General features: G+C 68.9%; 13 protein-coding genes and 2 pseudogenes. 9 read left to right on the plus strand and 6 right to left on the minus strand.

What is annotated here, in order from left to right; genetic code table 11:
- Window positions 1–13: 13 nt before the first annotated feature.
- Together OG259_RS40315 and OG259_RS40320 are read right to left on the minus strand one after the other, a co-directional pair.
- On the minus strand, window positions 14–4,543 hold the full coding sequence (locus OG259_RS40315) for a polymorphic toxin type 27 domain-containing protein (protein ID WP_328947323.1): 4,530 nt from the start codon (window positions 4,541–4,543) through the stop codon (window positions 14–16).
- A gap of 523 nt (window positions 4,544–5,066) precedes the next feature.
- Window positions 5,067–5,621, minus strand: coding sequence for a nucleotidyltransferase domain-containing protein (locus OG259_RS40320; protein WP_328946797.1), 555 nt, complete (start codon window positions 5,619–5,621; stop codon window positions 5,067–5,069).
- Window positions 5,622–5,915: 294 nt separating this feature from the next.
- On the opposite strand from OG259_RS40320, the gene OG259_RS40325 reads away from it, so the two are divergent.
- The 3 genes from OG259_RS40325 (at window position 5,916) to OG259_RS40335 (ending at window position 10,224) form a co-directional block, all read left to right on the plus strand.
- On the plus strand, window positions 5,916–6,956 hold the full coding sequence (locus OG259_RS40325) for a hypothetical protein (RefSeq protein WP_328946798.1): 1,041 nt from the start codon (window positions 5,916–5,918) through the stop codon (window positions 6,954–6,956).
- Window positions 6,957–7,687: 731 nt separating this feature from the next.
- Window positions 7,688–8,170, plus strand: a complete 483-nt coding sequence (locus OG259_RS40330; protein ID WP_328946799.1) for a DedA family protein — start codon at window positions 7,688–7,690, stop codon at window positions 8,168–8,170.
- A gap of 632 nt (window positions 8,171–8,802) precedes the next feature.
- Entirely contained in the window at window positions 8,803–10,224 is a 1,422-nt protein-coding gene (locus tag OG259_RS40335; protein ID WP_328946800.1) for a hypothetical protein, read from the plus strand.
- 298 nt (window positions 10,225–10,522) lie between these two features.
- On the opposite strand, the pseudogene OG259_RS40340 reads toward OG259_RS40335, so the two are convergent.
- A pseudogene (locus tag OG259_RS40340) lies at window positions 10,523–10,681 on the minus strand (transposase); the annotation flags it as partial.
- A gap of 241 nt (window positions 10,682–10,922) precedes the next feature.
- Between OG259_RS40340 and OG259_RS40345 the strand changes: the two are divergent.
- The 5 genes and pseudogenes from OG259_RS40345 to OG259_RS40365 all read left to right on the plus strand — a co-directional run.
- Entirely contained in the window at window positions 10,923–11,891 is a 969-nt protein-coding gene (locus OG259_RS40345; protein ID WP_328946802.1) for a site-specific integrase, read from the plus strand.
- Between the two features lie 500 nt (window positions 11,892–12,391).
- On the plus strand, window positions 12,392–12,670 hold the full coding sequence (locus OG259_RS40350) for a mycothiol transferase (RefSeq protein WP_328946803.1): 279 nt from the start codon (window positions 12,392–12,394) through the stop codon (window positions 12,668–12,670).
- A 31-nt stretch (window positions 12,671–12,701) separates the two neighbouring features.
- Window positions 12,702–13,007 carry a mycothiol transferase gene (locus tag OG259_RS40355; protein WP_328946804.1) on the plus strand — a complete coding sequence of 102 codons (306 nt, stop codon included), beginning with the start codon at window positions 12,702–12,704 and terminating at the stop codon, window positions 13,005–13,007.
- The gene (locus OG259_RS40360) at window positions 12,986–13,636 is read left to right on the plus strand and encodes a hypothetical protein (RefSeq protein ID WP_328946805.1); all 651 of its coding nucleotides are present in this window, start codon (window positions 12,986–12,988) and stop codon (window positions 13,634–13,636) included. The genes OG259_RS40355 and OG259_RS40360 overlap by 22 nt, the downstream gene beginning before the upstream one ends.
- Before the next feature lie 145 nt (window positions 13,637–13,781).
- Window positions 13,782–13,898, plus strand: a pseudogene (locus tag OG259_RS40365) (IS5/IS1182 family transposase); the annotation flags it as partial.
- A gap of 46 nt (window positions 13,899–13,944) precedes the next feature.
- On the opposite strand, the gene OG259_RS40370 reads toward OG259_RS40365, so the two are convergent.
- The 3 genes from OG259_RS40370 to OG259_RS40380 form a co-directional block, all read right to left on the minus strand.
- The gene (locus OG259_RS40370; RefSeq protein ID WP_328946806.1) at window positions 13,945–14,592 is read right to left on the minus strand and encodes a DUF4097 family beta strand repeat-containing protein; all 648 of its coding nucleotides are present in this window, start codon (window positions 14,590–14,592) and stop codon (window positions 13,945–13,947) included.
- Window positions 14,593–14,882: 290 nt separating this feature from the next.
- Entirely contained in the window at window positions 14,883–16,220 is a 1,338-nt protein-coding gene (locus OG259_RS40375) for an ABC transporter permease (RefSeq protein WP_328946807.1), read from the minus strand.
- Complete coding sequence (locus OG259_RS40380) at window positions 16,220–16,945, minus strand: ABC transporter ATP-binding protein (protein WP_328946808.1); 726 nt, start codon at window positions 16,943–16,945, stop codon at window positions 16,220–16,222. Before OG259_RS40380 ends, OG259_RS40375 begins: the two co-directional genes overlap by 1 nt.
- 162 nt (window positions 16,946–17,107) lie before the next feature.
- Here OG259_RS40380 and OG259_RS40385 point away from each other — a divergent pair, with 162 nt between their 5' ends.
- Window positions 17,108–18,280 (plus strand): sensor histidine kinase, encoded by a 1,173-nt coding sequence (locus OG259_RS40385; RefSeq protein WP_328946809.1) that lies wholly within the window; start codon window positions 17,108–17,110, stop codon window positions 18,278–18,280.
- Window positions 18,281–18,309: the final 29 nt, after the last annotated feature.

Below are 18,309 nucleotides of genomic sequence, written 5' to 3' on the forward strand. Positions count from 1 at the left end.
AGCCCTCTCTCGATCACGGCACCGGCTCCCCGTTGGCCAGCTTGAAGCGCTCGGGGAAGACCTCTTTGCCGCCCATGCGCCACTCGATCGACTTCCAGGTACGCTGGCCCAGCCTGACCGCCGTGCGCAGCTTTATCATCTCCCACGCGGTTCCGTAGCCGCTGGACCGGATCAACTTCCAGTCACTGTTGCTGATCGTCTCACCTCGCTGCAGCAGACGCTGGATCGCCTCGTCGGCGTTGGCGGCGCCGGCGACACCGTCCAGGGAGACCGTCAGCCGCACGTTGGGGTTGGACACCGACCTCTCGACTCCGACCGTCCAGATCGGACGCTCGCCCATACCCATGTCCCGTGGCAGGTTCGTGCCGTAGGCGTCGTTGTTGAACGTCTTGGCTCCGATCGACTCCGCCAGGTCGTCCGCGTAGGGGTTGATGCCGAGGACGACGTGGTCCCCGTCCTTCACCAGGCCCTCGAGGATCTCCTCGATGCACTCCTGAGGTGAGCTCTGGGCGGCGAACGCCCGAACGCCGACGGCCGGCCCCGCCCTCGAAGCGGCGGATTCGCACGCCTCGTACACCGCCTGCATGATCTTGCTGGCGATGCCCGCGACGGCGACTTCGGAGAACCGAAGGGTGCGCAGAGCCGCCCACGCGTCGATGAATCCGATTCCGGTCCTGGCGGCGGCGTCCATCGCCCGGACGGCGTCCGCGATCGGGCGGATGATCTTGCCCGCGAACAGCGACGCCACATCCACCACGGCCCAGGCGCAACCGCCCCAGCTCCCGTTCTCACCACCAGGGGTGAGTTTCTGGGCGCATCGGATCCAGCTGCCGAAGAGGATGTCGATGGGGTCGACGCCCTGCTGGTACTCACCGATCGTGATGGTGTGCGTGACCTCGGTGTACTGCGTGTCCGTCTTGTGCGGTCCCAGGTACAGCGTGTTCCCGGAGTAGCACGAGTTCTCCCAGACCTCCGTACGGCACAGGTACAGGTCGAGGTCGGCCTTGTACCCGATCCTCTGGGTCATCGTGCAGTCGCCGTCGTAGAAGAGCTGGTCCCACCAACCGTCGCAGCCCTCCGTCTTCTTGAGGATCTGCGGTTCGCCGACCTTCTCGATGCTGTTGACGACGTAGAACACGCCACCGATGAGTCCGCCGGCCTCGTCCGGGACCGTCCCGGTCTCGATCTGCCCGGTGTTCCCCGCGTTCTCGGCCTGCGTCGCGGCTTGCTGGGCCGACTCGGCGTACGCCTGGGCGTCCTTGGCGGCTTCCTCCGCCGCCGTCGCCGCGGCGTCGGCCCGCTCGGCGGCGGCCCTCGCCTGGCTCGCGGACTCCTCCGCCTGCGTGGCGGCCGCGCGGGCGGCGGCGGCGTCGAGGGCGGCGGCATCGGCGGACGTGCGGGCGGCCTCGGCGTAGCCTTCGGCACGGCCCGCGGCCTTGTCGGCGGCCGCCGCGTCGGCGGTGGCCTGCCGGCCGTACTCGATGGTGCGGGCCAGTGACTGCTGCGCCTTCGCCGCGGCGGTCGCCGCTGCGGCCGCGTAGGTCAGTGCCTCCTTCGAGTAGCCGCGGGCGTCCGCGGCGTGCTTGGAGGCGTTCGCCGCGTGCTGGTACGCGGCCTTGGCGTCGCCCTGTGCCTGGTCGGCGATGACCTGGGCGGCAGCCGCTTCCTCGGCCGCGTTCGCGGCGTGGGCGTCCGCGACGGCCTTCTGCTGCTCGGCGATGGTCTTCGCCGCCTGGCCGGACAGGACCACCAGAGAAGCGGCCGAGTCCTTGGTGACGTACGGCGAGCCGAGCTGGATCGCGTCGTTCGCGGGAGCCGCGACCTGTGCGGCCGAGTTCCCGGCGTCCACCGCCGCCTGCGCGGTGACGTAGGCGAACCCTGCCGCCTTCGCCGCGGCGACGGTGGCCTTGTCGGCCTCGACCTGCGCCGCGTCCGCCTCCGCCTTGGCCGTCTTCGCGTGTGCCTCAGCCTCGTCGGCCGCCTTGACCGACAGCGCGGCCTCGGCCGAGGCGTGCTCGGAGGCGTCGATGGCGTCGGCAGCGGCGCTGGTCGCGGTGCGCACCGCGGCGTCCGCGCGCAGCTTGGCCGCCTGCGCCTCGTCCGCGGCTGCCCGGGACCGCTTGGCGGCGGCCTCCGCGCGGGTCGCCGCCGCGTCCGCGTCCGCTGCCGCCTGGGTGGCCGCGTCGGCCGCGGTGCGGGCCCGGCCGGCCGCCGCCTCGGCGTCGTCCGCGTGCCCGTCGGCCTCGTTGGCCGCCGCCCGCGCGGCGTCCGCCGCGTCCCCCGCTTCCAGGGATTCGGCGTAGGCCTTCTTGGCATCGGCCTTGGCGCGTTCCGCGTCGGCCTTCTGCTGGGCGTCCCACGCGTCGTCGCGCAGTTCCCTGGCACGATCCCGGGCGGTCTCGGCGTCCTTCTTCCGGGCCACCGCGGTGGCCTCCGACGCCTCGGCCTCGCCCTTGGCGGTCTCGGCGTTGACCGCTTCGGCTTCCGCGGTCTGCCGGTGCTGGGCCGCCTCCGCCTTCTTGAGGTCGGCGGTCTCCTTCTCCTTCTTCGCCGTGGCCTCTTCGGCCTCGGCCTTCAGCCGCTTGGCGTGCGCGTCAGCCGCCGCCGCCTTCGCGTCCGCCTCCGCGACCAGGGACTCGGCGAGCTTGGCCTCGGCCAGCTCCTTGTCCTTCTTGGCGTTGTCGCGGTGCAGCTTGGCCGCGTCCGCGGCAGCCTTGGCCTGCAGTTCGGCCCGGTAGGCCGCCTGCTTGCGGAACTCCGCCTTCGACTGCGCGGCCTGCGCGAGCGCCCGCTGGGCGATCGTGGCGCTGTCCGAGGCAGCCGCCCGGGTGGCCGCCTCGGCGGTCTCGCCGGCCTTCACCAGCGCCGTGACCGCGGCCGCCGCACCCTGAGTGACCTGCGCCTTCTGCTGGCCCACCAGCAGACCGCGGCCCCGCGGCGACCCGTTGGCGTCCGCGATCGCGTACGCGGCCTGTTCGGCGGTGGCGCTGGAGGTCTGGGCGGTCGTCGCAGCCGTCGCCTGGCTCTTGAGTCTGGCCAGCTCGGCCGCCGCCCCCGCGCGCGCGGCACTCAGCCGCTGCGAAGCCTTGGTGAACTCCGTCGACGGCGGAACACTGCCGTTGTGCTCGGAGACCTTGAACAGCACCTTCTGCGTGGCAGCGGTGCTGCAGGCGGCCGCGAGCGCGTCCTGCCCCGCGGTGTACGTGGGGAAGTTCAGGCACTTGTTCGCCCCCAGGTTCTGCAGGGTGGCGCCGGCCCGGACACCGAACTTCCACACCTGCATGGGCGTGCCGTTGCAGGTCCAGATCTGGATCTTCGTCTGGTTGGTCGCGACGTCGAGGCACTTCTGCGAGTTCACGTTCTGCAGGCTGTAGCCCTCGCCGTAACTCCCGTTGATCCTCCACTGCTGGGCGGCCGCCGTGGAACAGGCGACGACCTCGACAGCCGTGCCGCTCGCCGTGCCGGAACCCTGCACGCCCAGGCACTTGCCGGTCGCGCCCGGGATCTGGACGGCCATCGGGGAGGAGCCGATCCAACCGATGCCGCCGGAGGACCAGTAGTCCTGCCAGCGGGTGATGTGGTCGGCGACCCACGAGTGGCCGAGCAACTTGCCCATCGACTCGGAGGCCAAGGTCAACGCCTGGACGGCGTTCTTGTTCGCGGTCAGGATGTCGTTGCGCTTGGCGGCCTGCGAGCCGATCTCCTGCTGCCACTCCGCCCCGGCGGTCGCGGAGACCTCGCCCAGGACCTTCTCCGGGTCCATCGGATCACGCCACGCACAGGCGGCGAACCGGGACTTGAGGTCCTCGACCGCGACCCGGTGCTCGGCGGTACCCGGCACCGGTGCCTTGCTCGGGAAGCCGCCCGAGCTCAGGAACATACGGGCGTTGTCCGCGCCGGTCGGCTCCAGACTCCAGTCCGTCAGGTGCTCGTAGGCGCTCCGGAGGGCGAGCTGTCGGTTCCAGTCCGGCAGGGACGGATCGGGGTCACCGCCGTACAGCGGCTGTCCCAGAGCCTTGACGGCCGCGATGGTCTCCGCGTCGGCCGGCGGAGTCGCGTCCTCGTAGAAGTCGCTCTCGTCCTTCCAGAACCGGTCGGCGATCCACGCCGTGAGGCCGGTCTGGGTGTGGAAGTCCTCACCGTCGTCACCGCTGGTCCCGGGCGGCCACTCGAAGTCGACGACGGAACCGAAGCCGCCCGGCGTCTGGAGCCCGGTTATCTTCCAGCTGTCGTGGAGCGTGTTGAGCCGGTCGAGCTCGACCAGCGCGGCATCCCGGTCCGACTTGTACGCGGTGGCGAGCGGAGTGTTCTCCCAATAGTCCCGGTCGGCCAGCTCCCGCAGCCGCTCCGGACTCTGGTTGAGCCCGTCCTGCGCGGTGCCGGCCATGGCCGGACCACCCAGCCGCAGGACGTCGCTCATCAGGCACTGGTCCTGCCGCAACTGCTCGGCGGCGGTGTCCTCGTACCAGTCGTAGTCGGCGACCGGCTCGATCTGCGGCGCCGTGTAGTCGCTGCTCACACCCACCCCGGCCACCACGGCCATGGCGAGCAACGGCGGGAGCAGACGGCTGGTCAAGCGGGAAAGTCGATGCAAGGGTTTGAAAGAGCCTGGGGGTCTGGAGCGCAATGGAGTACCACTTCTGATCAGGGAGCCGACCGAAGGATGCGGCGCGGCCGACATGACTCAGCGGCCTCAAGTCCTCGCACCTGACGGCCACTCAAATAGCGTGTCCGGAACGGATGTTGAACAGGTGTCCGAACCTGGGGGCAGGATGCTACCCAGAGAGCGTCAGGCTTGGATAGAGGATGATCTTCCCCGGCGGGGGAGTCGAGCGGACCAGGGGCGGCGGGGGCGGCCCGGCGTGCTGCGACAGCGGCGGTCTCGACGGCAGTCTCGACGCGATGCAGTACGGGCGTCCCCACCGTGCCGTCCTGAGATGGCGGCACCTGGCTATTGCCCCACTTGGCTCGTGCCCCACCTGGCTCGTACCCCTGGCTCGGGCCCCACTCACCCAGCCCGGGATCCTGCCGCGGGGATTGCCCTGATCGCCGCCGGCCGCAACGCGTCAGCTCCCGGAGGCAGCAGCCACCGAATCGACGACACCGCGCCAGGACCTGCGACAGCCCTCGCGACGCGGACCGCCGACCAGGTCGAGGATCCCTGATGCCGCAATGGGGTCGCCCGCATCAGCGAGATCGTCCAGGGCGTCCGTCAGCCCGTACCTCTTTGTCTCCACTGTCTCCGGTGCCGGCGGCGGCGGACCCTCGCGGAGGTCCGCCTCGGCCAGGGCGCGAGCGCGTCCGGCCTCCCCATCCGTGTCGACCAGGACGAGACCGGTGGCACACATGCTCTGCAGGACCGCACGACGTGCGGCTACGTCCGCAGCGAAGAGGTCCACGAGACCGGCACGGGTGTGGATGAAGAGCTCCACGACGCGCCCCTCGAACCGGATCGTCTCCCGGCAGGCCTCGCCACCGTCCCCGATGAGCACAGCGATGTCCAGGTCGCTGCCGGCAGTGGCTCGCCCCGCAGTGGGCGACCCGGCAAGGACCACGCCGAGCGCATCGGGGAAAGGGTCACGCGCGAGCCGTCGAGCCTGGTCAACGGGGTCCGGAGTCATGACGGTCAGGTTTTCAGGCGCCTTGATCAACCGCGACTGTCTTTCCGCTGGCGCTTCCGCGCCCGTTCTTCTGTAACTGATGGGATTCGGCACCGGGCTCGGACCGGAGCGCAGCGGCGTACCCTGCCCGAACGCTTCAGGCCGCGGAAGACCGTGCATGAACGGCACCGGCTGAGGTCGACCGACGGGGACATGGGAGCGTCTGCTCCAGCAGGTCCAAGCTGGAACAGGCCGTCGGCTACATCTGAACCGGTAACTGTCCAACACCCACGACGACTCGTTCCGGAGACCCGCATGACCCGCATGACCCGCGCCACACCCCCGCGTCCCTACGACGTCGAGGCGCTGTTTCCCGCCCTCGCCGACTACCGGCGCACGGCGACGCGTCTGCACCCCCGCCCCGGCGACCCGAATGTCCAGGAGAGTTCCGTCGCCGGCCCCATGCTGTGGCCGGCCGACGAGCCCTGGCCGGTGTGCACCGCCATCCACCCCAAAGGAACCGGGCACCTGCTCGCCGACGTGCGCCGCGCGCGCCGAATCCACGCTGCCGCCGAGGGACGAAGGAAGACCGACCAGGAGATCGCACTCCTCGCCACGCTCCAGGCAGGCCTCCACGACCCCACCATCGGCGAAGCGGACCCCATCCCCATGCTGGCCGTAGCGCAGCTTTGGGGACGCGACATCCCCGACTTCACCGGACCCGAGGGACACGACCTCCTCCAGGTCTTCTGGTGCCCCTTCGAAGTACACGGCCCCGGTGAAAGCGTCGACGTCGTACTGAAGTGGCGCCGCAGCGAAGACATCGGCGCGACCCTCACCGAACAGCCCGAGCCGGTCGTCGTCGGATCACCCGAGTGCGTGCCACGGCCCTGCGAAGTCCACCCCGAGCAGATCATCGAGCACGAATACCTCGGCCTGCTCCCAGGGGACATCCAGGAAGCCATTGCGACATGGGAGGAAGACCTCCTCGACGAGCACGAAGAGGAAGGGGAAGGGGAAGGGGAAGGGGAAGGGGAATCAAACTTCCCCACCGAGTACACCAGCGACCTCTCCCTCGCACCAGGCTGGAAGGTCGGCGGCTTCGCCACCTGGCACCTCACCGACCCCCGCCCCGTCCACTGCACCGTCTGCGGCACCTCCATGCCACCGCTCCTCACCACCCACTACGTCGAATGGGACCCCGCATCGCAGAGCTGGGCCCCTCGCGAAGACCTCCGTCCCGACCTGAACCGGCACGTCATCACCCCCACCGGCGTGTACCTGGGGCGTGGCTACATGCGCATCCACGCCTGCCCCACCGATCAGTTCCACCCCCACCACCTCTCCTTCCAGTAGTCCTGGACCTGCGTGGGCTGCACTGCACGTGGCAGCGGCACCCAAACGCCCCCACCGCATCATGACCATCCAAGGCGACCACTCCGCCGGGGACGACCGACCTCGGCCATGACGCGTGGTGGGGCTGGAACGGCTGGGCAGACCACGGATTCGGCTGGCTACGGCGAGACGACCGGCGAGGACGACGGCAACGGTCCGCAGGGCACCGCTACGGTCCGTGCGGCTGGGATCTTGACTATCTGGGATTGGGAAGAGGAGACCGCCAGTTGGTTCGCCGACCATGCCCCAGCAACCCATGCCCGCGTAGTGCCGTCACCGGAGCGGCAATGACAGGGGCGAAGCAGATGATCCTCTAGGCTCTGCTCGACAGGCGTTCGTCGCCCCGCAGTGTCTCGAACCCACCGCGGCCGTCCCTTGAGCCGGACACCCACTGCCGACGCCTGGGGATCCCTGCTCGCCGCGGCATTCCCCTCCGGCAACGACCCGGGAACATGCCCTGTATCCGCTGTATGGGCATTAGGTTAGGCTGCCCTTGTCTGACGTGCGGGTTCGGGCGAGCGAGTTCGGGTTCGGGTGCCGCAGGTGGGAACACAGAGGACGGAACGGGCAGAGGCGGGGCGCAGGTGAGAGACGGTGATCGGGCTTGTGCACGTCGTGCGCTCGGTGGAGTGGGACGCCCATGCGAGTGACGGGGAACGCGGGTTCCGGACCGGCGCCTGAGACGAGGCACCGTGGATAAGATCGCGGTCACGGCCGGAGCCCTTTACGTCATCGTCCTGCTTCGCGCCGGAGGGACGTTCGCCGTCGGGTGGCTCGCCGGCGCCGGTGCACGGCGCAGCAGGTTCGCCGGGCGGATCTCTTCGGCGAAGTTCCAGCGCGCCGAGCGCGCGATCCAGCGGTGGGGCGCACCGGTGGTGGCCGTCTCCTTCCTGACTGTCGGTTTCCAGACCGCCGCCAACTTCCTCGCGGGCAGCATGCGCATGCCGCTGCCGCGCTACCTCCCCGCCCTGTTCGTGGGCGGAGCGGCCTGGGCGCTGGTCTACGCGACGGCAGGGATCGGCGTGCTCGAAGTGCTGGGACGACTCTTCGCCGAGCGGACGGCCCTCGGCGTGTCTGCCGTGGCTGCCCTCCTCCTCGCGGTGTGCGGGGTGGCGACGTACCTCAGGAGGAGAGCGGTCCCGTCCTCCGGTGACCCCGTGACCGACGAATCGTGAGCCCGTCGGCAAGGGCAGATGCCTCTACAGGCGCGACGTACACACGGTCTTAGCTCTTCTCGGACGGGATCCGTAGGACGAAGTCGTGCGCGAAGCCGGGTTTCTTCGCCCCTCCTCCGTCCCGCCCGGCCTGACGGGCCGCAGGTGGGTGCCGGGTGGCGAGCAGGAGGCCGTTATCCGGGCCGGTACGCGTGGTCGGCCTCGCCACCTTAGACCAGCCTCCGACGATCGGTACGTGCTCCCCCGCCCGCAGGGATGGCCCCGTCTGCACCGCATGCTCAAGCGACGCCCTCGGTAGCTCACCGAACGGCGCGACGGCCGGTCTGTTGTCCGGACACGGCATGGAGAGGGAGCAGGAGCCGACATGTCGCCGGGGGAGTTGGGCGGTGGCGCGCCCACGGCCTATCGCTCCGCTCTGGCTCTCTGCGCGCGCAGCGAAACCCCGGAACGGGACCTGCCGGGAGACCTGAAGACTCAGGCCGGAGCACGCTCCGGTCCTTCACGACGGCATCGCCCCTCGCCCACAGCGCGCTGCTAGGCTCCCCCCTCTGCTTGATCGTTTACAGATCGTCTGTCGGGGGACGACGATTGGTCGCCCCCTCCATGGCGCACAGGGACTCGGGGGTCCGACCATGAGAATCCGCACGGCGGGGACGTCCATACTGCTGGCGGGGGCGCTGCTGTGCACCCTTTCCGCTTGCTCTTCGGACAGCGACGCGACCGGTGGCGACGTGTCGGGCGGGGGTGGCACCGGGAGCACGGGCGGCGCTGCGCTGACGAGCAGGATCGCCGCCCCCGCCGCCTTTGACGCGGCCAAAGGCTGGGAGGTCCAGGCCGAGTGGCTCCCTCAGGGGCAGCCGCTGCCCTATGCGGTCTCGCGGAAAGCCGGCACGGTCGCCTTTCTCGACAAGACAGAGCAGGGTTACGTCCTGAACGTACGCGAGGCGGCCTCCGGGAAGGTGCTGTCGACGAGCAAGCCGTGGCAGGGCCCCAAACTCACCGAGGACCAGGCGGACGAGCAGTCCGGCGCGCTGGCGGTCCCGCAGATCGCCCTGATCTCCGGTCAGGACCGCGAGTACTACGCGGTGTGGGCGCGAGGTGAGGCGCGCAAGGACGAGCTGCATGAGTACAAGGAGGTCGTCGCCGTCGCGTTCTACCCGGCCGACGCCTGGGGCAAGGACCTGGCCCCGGTCGGCACGGGGAACGCGGAGGCCCCGGACGGCGACTTCGACCGGCCCAGCGTCCTGCCGGGACCGGGGGGCCTGGTCGTCACCTCGTACGGCGGGGACAACATCCTGGTGTCCGTCGACGGCAAGGTCAGCGACACCAGCGACGCGAAGGTCACCCTCAACGGTGAGTCGGCGGACCCCGACTACCTGATGTCGTTTCCGAGCGCGAAGGGGCTGGTGACGAACGGCGACGATCGCTTCGGGGACGACGGCGGCTTCGGCGCCGCAGGCGGCTGGCAGAGCACGCGCGTCGCTCCGCCCGGTGTGGAGGCCGTCCGCAAGGAGGAGAGCGTGGGCTCGGGCATGACGGAGACGCCCAACGGCCGTATCGCCGGCGCCGCCGGCAACTACGTGATCGCCAACTGGCTCACCGAGGGCGACGACCTCTCCGCCGTCCACGACCTGTCGACGGGCGCCGTCCGGTCCACTGCCCCGTGCCGGACCGAGGACACCGAGTACGCGATCCGCATCCCGGGCCCGGGGAACGGGGCCGGAGTGAAGCCTGCCCTGTCTCCCAACGACCGCTTCCTGGTCAAGGGCGGCAATGTCTTCGACCTGAAGACCGGCAAGGGCACCTGCACCGACAGCGGCGAGGACGCCAAAAAGATCACCCTCAGGACCGTCGGAGACGACGGCACCGCCTACGGCACCGCGGGTGAGGAACCGCCCCTGACCCCGGTCTCCGTCTCGGCCACCACGGGCGTCGCCACCCCCCTGCCGGAGAAGGCCGTCGTGCCCGATGCCATGGCCACCGGCGCAGGAGTGTTCGTCACATACGCCGGCACGGACATCATGCGACTGATCGTCCTCGACCTGAAGCACTGACCGACGTTCTGGGCCACCATGCCGTGCGGGTGCGGGTGCGGGTGCGGGTGCGGGTGTGGCACTGTCCAAGAGGACGGGTCCTGGCTCCAGTTCTGTAGTTCATCGAGTCTGCGTAACTGGCGGTCTTGACCATGGATGTGCTCACGGCTGTCCCGCCCCGGTCGTCGTCGGTGGGATTTCGGCCGTCGGTGTCTACCAATGATCTTGCGCAGTGCTCCGCCCTTGAGGGCGGGGGTGGGGCGCATCCTTGACCTGGAGGCGCGAAGCGCCGGAGTTCGTTGCGCCTCCGAAGTGGTGGTCAGACGGGCCGTTTCTGGTTCTCGATGTACTGCTTGACCATGGTCAGGGGTGCGCCGCCGCAGCTTCCGGCGAAGTAGGTGCCGGACCAGAAGTGTCCGCCCCACAGGTACCGGCGCATGTGCGTGTCGTACTCCTTGCGCAGCAGCCTGGCAGAGACTGCCGCTACTGCCCGCCCTGCTCCGCGCCGTCGACCGGCAGCGCAAGAACGCCGAGGCCCGCATCACCGCAGCTCGCGCGATGCCGGCCGGTGGACGGTTCCTCGTCGCCGGGGAGGAGTTCGAGCGCTGCGGGTCCGGGCAGGCCCGCCGCGTCTACGTCAACGAGGTGGGGCCGCCGGCAGGCGGCGGAACCTGACCCACGAGGAGGAGGCGGCGTTCTGGTCCTGGGCGACGGTGGAGGTGCTGCGGCACACCGGCATCCGGATCGAGGAGATGCTGGAGCTCACCCACCACAGCTTCATCGCCTACAGCCTGCCCACCACCGGCGACGTGGTGCCGATGCTGCAGGTCGCCCCGTCCAAGACCGATGCGGAGCGCCTGCTGCTGGTCTCCCCGGAGCTGGCGGAGGTGCTGACCGCAGTGATCTTCCGGGTCCGGGCCGGGAACGCCGCCCTGCCGCTGGTGTCGGCCTACGACGTGTTCGAGCAGACCTGGAGCCCGCCCATGCCGTTCCTGTTCCAACGCCGGTACGGAACCGAGGACCGGCCGCTGACCCGCAGCTACATCCGCGAGTGCCTAGTCACGACCTCGCAGTCCGCCCAGATCGCCGTGGCCGGCGACCCGCTCGAATGGCGTCCCCACGACTTCAGAAGGATCTTCGTGACCGACGCCATCCGCTCCGGACTGCCCCCGCACATCGCCGCGAAGATCTGCGGGCACGCCACTCTGGATACGACCATGGGCTATGCCGCGATCTACCCGGAGGACGTGATCTCCCATCACCGGGCCTTCATCGCCCGCCGCCGAACTGAGCGGCCCAGCGAGGAGTACCGCGAGCTCACCGCTACCGAGTGGGACGAGTTCCTGGCTCACTTCGAACTCCGCAAGGTCGCCCTGGGAACCTGCGGTCGCGATTACGCGACCCCGTGCCAGCATGAAAACGCCTGCGTCAGATGTCCCCTACTGCTCGTGGACCCGGCCCAGATGCCACGTCTCCAGGAGATCCACGCCAACCTCGTCGACCGCCTCCAGGAGGCCCGGGACCAGGGCTGGCTTGGCGAGGTGGCCGCCATCGAGACCACCATGGCCGCCGCAGCGCAGAAGCTGGAGGCCATGCACGAGCGTGCAGCGCAACCGTCCACCGTCCACCTGGGCATGCCCGACTTACGCACCACCGCCGGCAGACTCACCCCTGTCAGGGAGGAGTGACAGCCATCCATGAACCTGCTGAGCCGGTGGTAGGCGCGCGACAGGCTGTGCGCCTACTGTGCGACATCCCGTGAGTTCCACTGATCCCCGAAGAGAGTCCAGCCTGCTGGCCAGGGGGTTCACCCCTCCCTCCGTGGCTCGGGTCCCAGTGAAGGAAGTTCATGATTCATGAAGTAATCCCAGCTTTAACGATGGTTCCACTTTCTGGGTGAAGCTGAGGGGGCTCGGGTTGGCGCTGGCCGCTGTACGGGATCTGCGTGACTTCAGGGCACCGGTTTCGAATGAGCAACTGGAGGCGTTCGAGACGGACGTGCTCTCGGCTTCGTGCGGGTGCGGGCCTCGGCAGGGCTGGCAGACGGCACCATCCGAGGGGACGTCGGCAAACTGGAGTAGATCCGCACGTGGTTCGGCCGACCGCCATGGGACATGGAGCCCGCCGACGCCGACGCGTACTTCGGGCGGGTCCTGCGCGGCTCGCCTTCCTCGACAGGTAGCGGCAGTTGCTGCGCATCCCCGCGTACGGCCTGACCGAGGAGCAGGGCCGGGCCACTCCCTCCGCCAGTAGGCTGAGCATTGCCGAACTGATCAAGCACGCCGCGCGCTGCGAGCGTGGCTGGACGGCCCTCGCCTTGCGGCGCTCCGGCGCCCTGCAGCGGGCGGCCGACGAGTCGGACGACGACGAGTTCCAGCCCGCGCCCGGCGAGACCCTAGCCGGGCTGTCGGCCGACTACGAGCTGGCGACCGGGGAGACCGACGAGGCCGTTCTCCGGCATCGCTGACCTCGGCCAGGGCGTTCCCGTCCCCCGGGGTGTGCCGTGGTTCCCCGCCGACGTCGAGGAGTGGTCGGTGCGGTGGGTGCTGCTGCACCTGATCGAGGAGACCGCACGCCACGGCGGCCACGCCGACATCATCCGCGAGAGCCTGGACGGCGCCACCCTCTACCCGCTGATGGCCGCCGCCCAGTGGCCCGATCCGTGGTTCGAGCCTTGGGAGCCCGCCGCGCCCGCCGGCTGTGGGCTACGGCCGTCAGAAGTCGTGCCCCATCGGCCGGATATGGTCGAGGCGCTCTTGCGGACCGGTCCTACGCTGGAAGCATGGCCACCGATCCCTTGCTGAGGCAGGGCCCCGACTCGACGGATCTGGTCCTGCGCGTCGGCCCGGCCGGGCCGACGCGGAACGCGCTGACCTCGGCGGGGCCGGCGCTGTTCACTCCGATCGCTCTGGGCGTGCCGACCCTGCTCGTCGCCTTCTGGATGGCGCTGGCCGGGGCGCGGGCGTCGACCGTGTTCGTGGTGGTGGGGGTGATCGCCGGGCTGGAGTACCTGATCGGCTGGCTGGCGCTGGCCCTTTCCCGGGCCCGGGACATCCTGCGGGTGGAGTTCGCGCCGGCCGGGGTGCCCGCGTCTCTGCGGTTGGTCCGGGCCGCCGGGCCGGACGACTGGCTGCCCATCAAGACCCTGCGCGAGGTGCGGCTGACGCACAAGGTGGTGGAGCCGTACCAGGGGGACTACAAGCCGGCCGTCTCCACGCTCGCGCTGGAACTCGTCCTGCGGGGCGTCCGGGAGCGGCTCGCGCTCCCGTTCGGCGGCGACCCGCAGCGGCTCGCCGACGCGCTGAAGGCCCTGCTCGGCCCGGCTGGGGTCGTGGTGGAGCTGCGCACCGAGCGCAGCACGCGCGATCGGCCGCAGCCCAACTCCGGCTGGACTTCAGGCGGTTCGGCCTCGGCCGGCTCGGGTGGCGGCTGACCCCGGGCCGCCCGTGGCGCTCCCCGGTTGGGCGTGTTGAGCCGCCGGGTCGGCTCGGCGGCAGCCGGGTCCTCCGGCCACGGGTTGCGGAGCAAGCGCGAACAGTCTCGGCGATTGGCCGCCAGGGACCGGTCAACCTGGGGATTCCATCACCCAGATGAAGTCCTGGCGGCTGCTACGACGAGCCAGATGCTCCACCCGCCGCATCAGCACCGTCATCCAGGCTGTCCACACGCTGCTGACCTGCAACTATGCAGGATGAAGCAGGCTCACTGGCACCGCCCCAGGGGTCATTTACGGTACAGCCATCAAGGTGCCTCCCTCTTGCCGATGACGATGTCTCCGTTACGGGTGTGAATCCTCACGGCATGGTCACTTGTGTCGTCTTTCATGACATCCATTGTGATGTCGCCCTTCTTGGCGGCCGTGTCGACTGCGTACGTCGCCTCCGGCAGGCCGAGCCGAACGTCGCCGTCCTGGCTTCGCACATCGACGAGGTCAGGTGCGGAGACGAAGTTCAGCTCGTTGTCGCCGTTCCGTGAGGCGACGGTGACCGACCTTGCGGAGATCCTGTCGCCTTCGATGGTTCCGTCGCGGCCTTCCAGATCCAGATGGGGCCCGCTGAGTTCCGACAACCGCATGTCGTCGGCCTTGGCCGAGAAATCTGCGGTGAAGCCCGTGGCTTCAACAAGACCCTTGTCGTTCTCGGCAGTGATCGCGACGTCGCGCGGTACCTTCACGGTGTACTTCGCACCGCAGCTGACGGAGAGGCCCGTGCAGTCCAGCGAGAGCGTGAGAACGCCCCCTTCGAGCTTCCATCCGGATTCTATTTCGCCGCCTACTTTCGTACCGCTGACCTGCCGCGTCACCCGAACGCCCTTGACATCGGCGGCTACGAGTTCCAGGTCGGCGGAGTCGGACTTCACGGTCAGGCTGTCCCCACTGAAATCAAACATTTTCGATTCCACGACTGTGTTCGCCGGGGTACCGTCCGGGCTGCATCCCGTTGCTGCGACAGCGAGGATCGCGACGCCCCCGAGGGCGAGCACAGCGTGAGGCCTTGTTCCCATTGATTCATTCCTTCGTAATTCTGGACATGCAGGTGACGCATGCCGTTCATGATGGTGGTTGGTTCAAAGGGCGCGATCGCATCGGTGGCGAGTTCGTTCCGTGGCGTCAGCAGGCAACCTGAATAACGGGCGGGGGATTCTGCTGTCGCGGCGACAGGTACGGACGTCGCCCTGCTTCACGAGCGCAGAGCCCGGGCTGCGACCGTGCGCGACACACGGGCGGCTTGGAGAGCCAGAGCGAGGCAGGTGGTCACAAGCGTCACGCCGGCGAGCACGCCGAGAGTCGCCCAGGGGAGGCCGTCCAGAACCCGGACGACGCTGATCTTGGCGCCCACGGCGATAGTGGCACTCGTCACCGCGATGGAGATCGCACCGAAGATGATCGCCGTCCCCGCGTAGATCACTCCCTCATAGATCGTCGATCGGGTGACCACGCCCGGTCGCGCACCGGCGACCGCCACGATGGCGGAATCACGTGTGCGTTCCCGCCCGACCAGAGCGATCACAGCAAGGCCGCCGACCCAGGACACGACGAAGACCCAGCCCAGCACGACCAGGACATCGTCCAGCCCGGCGGCGCTTCCGGGCATGACGTTCCCCATGACCATGAAGAGTCCGACGAACGACAAGGAGAGGGCGAAGGGCAGCACCGTGGCGACGCTTCTCGCCGCGCGGGTGCGGCACGATTGCACGGCAAGGTGCCAGGCGACACCGCGCGAGGGCAGGAGTGCGGTCCAGAACCTCATCAGAGGTGTGAGCACCCACGGCCCCATCAGCAGCAACAGGCAGATGAGAAAGAGGTCGCCGGCGAAAGCGAAGGCCGTCCGCTGTGCGATCCCGCCTTCGAGTTCGAGTCCCAGCCCGGGAATCCACATCCCGACCACACCGGCGAGGAGGCAGAGGGCGAGAACGCTGCGCGTGACGCCGGGCCGCGCCGGTGGATCAGAGAGGTCTCGGAACGCGCGCATCTCCGGTGTCTTGGCGGCGCGGCGCGTGACTCCCCAGCCGCCGAGCAGACACGGAACCACTCCGGACAGCACGCTCGCCCCGACGTGCCAGAGCTGGAATCCGGCCGTGGCTCCGTGCAGGTCGAGTCCCGTGGTCGTCCACTGTGAGAGGGCGGTGCTCGCGACAAGAGGGGCCAGCGGTACTGCCAGCGCGCCGGCTGCAGTGCCGAGCACGATCAGTTCCGTGCGCAGAATGGATCTGATGCGATTGCGCGGGATCCCGAGGATCGCCCACAGGGCGTGATCGCGTCGCTGGGTCGTCAAGGTCAGTCCGACGGTGGATGCGACGATGCCCACGGCGGCAAGCACGGTGAAGAAGACGATGTTGCCGCCGAGTGCGATCGACGCGGAGACCATCCGCGCATCACCCGCCGCCCGCGCTGCCGAGACGGCGGTGAACATGGCGATGACCGAGCCCGCTGAGCATGCCGCACCGACCACTGCGCACAGGAACGTCCACAACCACATGGACGCCTGCATCCGAATGTCCGACAGGACAAGTCGCATCACGACGCCTGCTCACCCGCTTCGTCCTCCGACTGCGCCGCGAGGACGGCATCGCTCACCGCGTGGGAGTCGCCACCAGGAATGACGGCGTGCACTCGCCCGGACCCCAGCACCACGACCTGGTCAGCACGTGCGGCCGCATGAGGATCGTGTGTGACCATGAGGACCGTGGTTCCCTGCGCGGGAAGTGCCTGCAGCCAATCGAGCACGACGTGACCCGACTTGAGGTCGAGCGCGCCGGTCGGCTCGTCGGCGAAGACGATCCGCGGCTGATTCGCGACGACCCGGGCCACCGCGACGCGCTGGCGTTCCCCTCCGGAGAGCCGGTCGGGGCGCCGCCGCGCGTGCTGGGCGATACCGAGCCTCGACATGGCGTCGCCGACCCTCGACCTGGGTACCCGATGGCCGGCGAGTCGCGCCGGCAGGGCGATGTTGTCCTCGACCGTCAGCGAGCTGACGAGGTTGTACTCCTGGAAGATGAATCCGACGTTCTCACTGCGGAATGCGGCCTGCTTGCGAGGGGGGAGCGACAGGACATCCGTTCCCAGGACCTCGATGGAACCCGCGGTCGCTTGCTCCAGACCAGCCATGCAGAGCAGAAGCGTCGACTTGCCCGACCCGGAGGGGCCGACGATGGCGGTCAGCCGGCCTTCGGGAATGTCCAGGTCGATATCGTGCAGGACGCGCGTCGTCTCGCGTCGACGACCCGGGACGGGGAAGTCCATATGTAGGCCGCGCAAACGGATGCATGGCACGGAAGCGGCAGCTGAGATAGGCATGCATCGAGCTAAGCAGGGCGCGGCGGGAGCCACACGGGTGTCTGCTCTGCTTGAAGGTAGACCTAGGTCTACCTTTTGCGCGATCCGCAGTATGCGACAATGGCGGGCATGGCGCAGATTCGTATTGCCCGGAGGGTGCTGACGGAATGCATCGCGGCAATGGCTTTTCCGATTCTGCTGCTTTCCATTCTCGTCGCGCCGGTCTCGGCCCCGGTGGTGGCGGAGACGGACCGTTCGAGAGCCCGGTGGTGCGGCGTCGAGACGATGCCCCTGAAACCCTCTGACCACAGCTGGGCCCAGTGGGTGGTACTCCGGCTGCGTTCACGGTCGATGTGGCGCACCGACCTCCCGGTTTTCGTGACCGTCGTGCTCCTGTCCGCACTGTCACTGCTGGTGGCCTTCTTCGGATTCATCGGCGCTGCCGCGTTGGTGTTCTCCCCCGTCTTCTGGCTCTTCGGTATCGCTGCGCAGGTCGGTCCATTCACCCCTGAATCCGTTGGGGAAACCCTCCTGGCGATGCCCGCAGGCATCGTTCTCGGCGCGGTCACCACTACCGTACTGACCGGCACATCATTTCTTCGCGACTTTCTCCTGCGCGCCTTCTCCAGAAGCCGGGACCCGGATCTTCTCGCGAAACTGGAGGAGCTCCGGACCAGTCGCGCTTCGCTGACAGCGGCCTTCGAATTCGAGCGACAGCGCATCGAACGCGATCTGCACGACGGCGCCCAACAGGAACTCGTCGCCGTCGTCATGCGTCTCGGGATGTTGGAAGCCACGGCCGCAGGCGCAGCCGCCGACCGGGAACGAATCGTGCGGCTGGCGCGGCAGGCCCAGGCTCACGCGGAGCGTGCACTCGAACGGCTGAGGGACACGGTGCGCGACATCCATCCCCGTGAACTGAGCGACCTCGGTCTCATCGCCGCCGTCCGAGAGCTGGCCGCGCGATCACCTTTGCGGGTTGAATTGACCAGCACCGGCGATGACACCCAGCTTTCGTCACCGACTGCGACCGCCGTATACTTCACGGTGTCCGAAGCCCTGACGAACATCTCGAAACACGCAGGTGTGGGAATCGCTCGGATCGACCTACGATGCGCCACGACAGACGTACACGTGCGTGTGCATGACGATGGTGTCGGCGGTGCGAGAATCGACACGGGCTCCGGGCTCGCCGGACTGCGCGAGCGAATGCGAAGTGTCGGCGGGAATCTCGAAATCATCAGCCCACCGGGTGGCGGGACGCTGGTTGTGGCGTCCGCTCCCAGTCAACCCCCATGGTGATAAATTGAATCAGGACGTTCCCCGGGGAG

This window comes from Streptomyces sp. NBC_00250, from assembly GCF_036192275.1.
Classification (GTDB): Bacteria; Actinomycetota; Actinomycetes; order Streptomycetales; family Streptomycetaceae; genus Streptomyces.

Excerpts from the sequence above, each read along its gene's own strand:
- OG259_RS40360 (WP_328946805.1), top strand. The coding sequence starts at position 12,986 with ATGGCCACCGATCCCTTGCTGAGGCAGGGCCCCGACTCGACGGATCTG.
- OG259_RS40335 (WP_328946800.1), top strand. The coding sequence starts at position 8,803 with ATGAGAATCCGCACGGCGGGGACGTCCATACTGCTGGCGGGGGCGCTG.
- OG259_RS40385 (WP_328946809.1), top strand. The coding sequence starts at position 17,108 with ATGGCGCAGATTCGTATTGCCCGGAGGGTGCTGACGGAATGCATCGCG.
- OG259_RS40315 (WP_328947323.1), bottom strand. The coding sequence starts at position 4,543 with ATGGCCGTGGTGGCCGGGGTGGGTGTGAGCAGCGACTACACGGCGCCG.
- OG259_RS40375 (WP_328946807.1), bottom strand. The coding sequence starts at position 16,220 with ATGCGACTTGTCCTGTCGGACATTCGGATGCAGGCGTCCATGTGGTTG.
- OG259_RS40320 (WP_328946797.1), bottom strand. The coding sequence starts at position 5,621 with ATGACTCCGGACCCCGTTGACCAGGCTCGACGGCTCGCGCGTGACCCT.
- OG259_RS40380 (WP_328946808.1), bottom strand. The coding sequence starts at position 16,945 with ATGGACTTCCCCGTCCCGGGTCGTCGACGCGAGACGACGCGCGTCCTG.
- OG259_RS40325 (WP_328946798.1), top strand. The coding sequence starts at position 5,916 with ATGACCCGCATGACCCGCGCCACACCCCCGCGTCCCTACGACGTCGAG.
- OG259_RS40370 (WP_328946806.1), bottom strand. The coding sequence starts at position 14,592 with ATGTTTGATTTCAGTGGGGACAGCCTGACCGTGAAGTCCGACTCCGCC.